This window comes from Azospirillum formosense, assembly GCF_013340925.1.
Lineage (GTDB): Bacteria > Pseudomonadota > Alphaproteobacteria > Azospirillales > Azospirillaceae > Azospirillum > Azospirillum formosense.
In genome coordinates this window covers 1-2,902 of the sequence record NZ_WHOR01000426.1, presented here as the reverse complement: position 1 = coordinate 2,902, position 2,902 = coordinate 1, and the positions used below count along the sequence as shown (strand labels likewise).

The 2,902-nt window shown below is 68.0% G+C and carries 4 protein-coding genes; all 4 read left to right on the top strand.

Annotation, left to right across the window (positions count from 1 at the left end; all coding sequences use genetic code 11):
- The first annotated feature begins 10 nt into the window (after positions 1-10).
- On the top strand, positions 11-175 hold the full coding sequence (locus GBZ26_RS31075; RefSeq protein ID WP_486598854.1) for a hypothetical protein: 165 nt from the start codon (positions 11-13) through the stop codon (positions 173-175).
- Positions 176-316: 141 nt separating this feature from the next.
- Positions 317-1,132 carry a septum site-determining protein MinD gene (minD, locus tag GBZ26_RS28535; protein WP_094305926.1) on the top strand — a complete coding sequence of 272 codons (816 nt, stop codon included), beginning with the start codon at positions 317-319 and terminating at the stop codon, positions 1,130-1,132.
- Positions 1,129-1,527 carry a cell division topological specificity factor MinE gene (gene minE / locus GBZ26_RS31050; RefSeq protein WP_174441687.1) on the top strand — a complete coding sequence of 133 codons (399 nt, stop codon included), beginning with the start codon at positions 1,129-1,131 and terminating at the stop codon, positions 1,525-1,527. Before minD ends, minE begins: the two co-directional genes overlap by 4 nt.
- A 239-nt stretch (positions 1,528-1,766) precedes the next feature.
- The gene (locus GBZ26_RS28525; RefSeq protein WP_174441686.1) at positions 1,767-2,882 is read left to right on the top strand and encodes an FG-GAP repeat domain-containing protein; all 1,116 of its coding nucleotides are present in this window, start codon (positions 1,767-1,769) and stop codon (positions 2,880-2,882) included.
- Positions 2,883-2,902 lie beyond the last annotated feature (20 nt).

Here is a 2,902-nt window from a genome sequence, read left to right as displayed (position 1 = left end):
GCTGGCCGGCGTGTCCGGCGACACCAACGCGCGCATCTTCTGTCACAGCCTGGAGGCCGAGGTCGTCTCGGTGGCCGGGCTGTACCGCGTCAGCGAGGATTTCGGGAACGACGTGCTGAAGAAGCCGGTGCAGATCTTCCTGCGCGACGGCTATCTTCACATGGAGCCCCAATGATGACGCTTTTGAGCGCTTTCTGTCGAACGGCCCTCTGTGCGAGGACGGTGTCACGCAAAGCGTGCCCGGCACAGGCCCCGATCTGCGTAACCCGGTAACCGGACCTTGGCGGCAACATTTAGGAACGTGGGAGAAGCTCCGTTGGGCAAGATCATCGTCATGACTTCCGGCAAGGGCGGCGTCGGCAAGACGACCTCCTCCGCCGCTTTCGCGACCGGACTCGCCTTGCGCGGCTTCAAGACGGTCGTCATCGATTTCGACGTCGGGCTGCGCAACCTCGACCTCATCATGGGCTGCGAGCGGCGCGTGGTGTTCGACTTCATCAACGTCATCAACGGCGAAGCGAAGCTGAGCCAGGCGCTGATCAAGGACAAGCGCATCGACAACCTGTCGATCCTGCCGACCTCGCAGACCCGCGACAAGGACGCCCTGACCCGCGAAGGCGTGGAGAAGGTCCTGAACGAACTGTCCAAGGACTTCGACTACATCGTCTGCGACAGCCCGGCGGGCATCGAGCGGGGGGCGCTGATGGCGCTGTACTTCGCCGATCACGCGGTGATCGTGACCAACCCGGAAGTCTCCTCGGTGCGCGACAGCGACCGCATCCTCGGCGTGCTGGCCTCGCGCTCGCGCCGGGCGGAGCAGGGCCTGGAACCGGTGACCCAGCAGCTTCTCCTCACCCGCTACGACCCGGAGCGGGTGGAGCGCGGCGAGATGCTGAAGGTCGACGACGTGCTGGAGATCCTGGCGATCCCGCTGCTCGGCGTGATCCCGGAGAGCCAGGCCGTGCTGCGCGCCTCCAACGTCGGCATGCCGGTCATCCTCGACGAGGCGTCCAACGCCGGCCAGGCCTATCTGGACGCGGTTTCCCGCTTCCTGGGCGAGGACATCGAGCACCGCTTCGTCACGCCCCAGAAGAAGGGCCTGTTCAGCCGCCTCCTCCGGAGGTCCGCATGAGCATCTTCAGCTTTTTCCGCTCCGCCCCGCGCGCGTCGGCGGTCCAGGCCAAGGAACGTCTCCAGATCGTCATGGCGCACGAGCGCGCCGGGCGGACGGGGCCGGACTATCTGCCGATGCTCCAGCAGGAGCTGCTGGCGGTCATCGCCAAGTACATCGACATCGACCAGAACAAGGTCGAGGTCAAGCTGGACCGCGGCGGCGACTGCTCGACGCTGGAGCTGAACATCGAGCTGCCGGCCCGCGAAGCCGCCGCCAAGGCGCTGAAGGAAAGCGCCAAGCTGGCGGTGGCCGGCAACCGTCCGGCGGCGTCCAAGGACGGCGACGAGTCCGATGCGGTCAAGCTGGCCGCCGGCGGCTCGCTGACCAACGGCGGGGTCAAGAAGCGCCGCTGAGAGTCGCGCGATCCGAGACAAATCCCGCCGCAGCCGGCCCGCTGCGGCGGGATTTTTTCATGCCCGCCGGGACGCTGCCTGCGCGGTCATAGGCCGCAGCTCCTTGCCGGGCTGGACTTCCGTGCGGGTTTACCTCCGCCGTTCGAAGAGGTATCAACGGATTTGAGCCCGTCAGGGACCGGCCCTCACGGGTCAAACCCTCCCCGGGCGTCGTCGCGGCAGTGAGGGAGTGGCGGCCGATGTTCTTCGAATGCTCGCGGCTGATCGACGGCAACCAGCCGCGCCTGTCCAACGGCATCACCGTGACCGACGTCGACGGTGACGGGGCATTCGAACTGGTGGTCACGGGCTACGCCACCAACAACCTCATCCTCAAATGGGACGGCTCCCGGCTGGTGGACATCGCCGGGCCGCTGCTGGCCGACGCTTCGGGCTGCGCGGTCGCCATCGCCGCCGCCGACGTGGACGGCGACGGGCGTGAGGAGTTGTACGTCCTGAACTCCGACCGGGCGAGCGGGCCGAAGGAGATGGGCGACCGGCTGTTCGCGTGCTTCGGCAAGCATTGGCTCGACCTGCTGGCCCAGCCGGAGAATGCTGGCATGGCCAACCGCGTCGCCGGGCGATCGGTAATCGCCATGGACCGGCACGGCCACGGCCGCTACGGATTCGTCGTTGCGGCGGACGGCGGCCCCTTCCGCCTGTTCGAACTCAGCCGGCGCGGGCGGCTTGAGGACGCGGCGGAGGACGCGGGCATCGACCTGATCGGTGCCGGGCGCGGGCTGCTCGCCCTGCCGTTCCTGTCCGACCGCGTGGACCTGTTCGCCTGCAACGAGGGCGGGCCGAACTTCCTGTTCCGCAACCTGGGTGACGGCACCTACGAGGAGATCGCCGAGGAGCGGGGAGTCGCCGATTCGCGATTCGCCGGCCGGGCGGTGGCCGCTGTGGATGGGCCGGGTTACGGGGGGTTCGGGCTGCTGGTCGGCGCCTGGGAGGGGCCGCAGCGCCTGTTCGTCCAGCGCTCCGGCGGCGGCTTCGTGGACGAGGCCGATCCCGAGATGTCCTTTCCGGGCCGGGTATCCAGCGTGATCGCCGCCGATTTCGACAACGACGGCTATGAAGAGCTGTTCTCCAACCTGCACGGCGAGCCCAACCGCCTGTTCGGCTGGCGTGACGACCGCTGGCAGCCCATCGACCTCGGCGACGCGCTGGAGCCCAAGGGGCTGGGGACCTGTCTCTCATACCCCTCTGACGCTCCCGACGATCTACCCCGCGTACGTCTCGGAGTCCGCCCAGTTCGCCTACAACAACGACTTCCTCGGCTACCACCCGCTGCCTCTCGTCCCGCGCACCCCTGACCGCCCCCCGCCCTCCGCTG

Coding starts and splice junctions, on each gene's coding strand:
- GBZ26_RS28525 (WP_174441686.1), top strand. CDS start 1,767: ATGTTCTTCGAATGCTCGCGGCTGATCGACGGCAACCAGCCGCGCCTG.
- minE (WP_174441687.1), top strand. CDS start 1,129: ATGAGCATCTTCAGCTTTTTCCGCTCCGCCCCGCGCGCGTCGGCGGTC.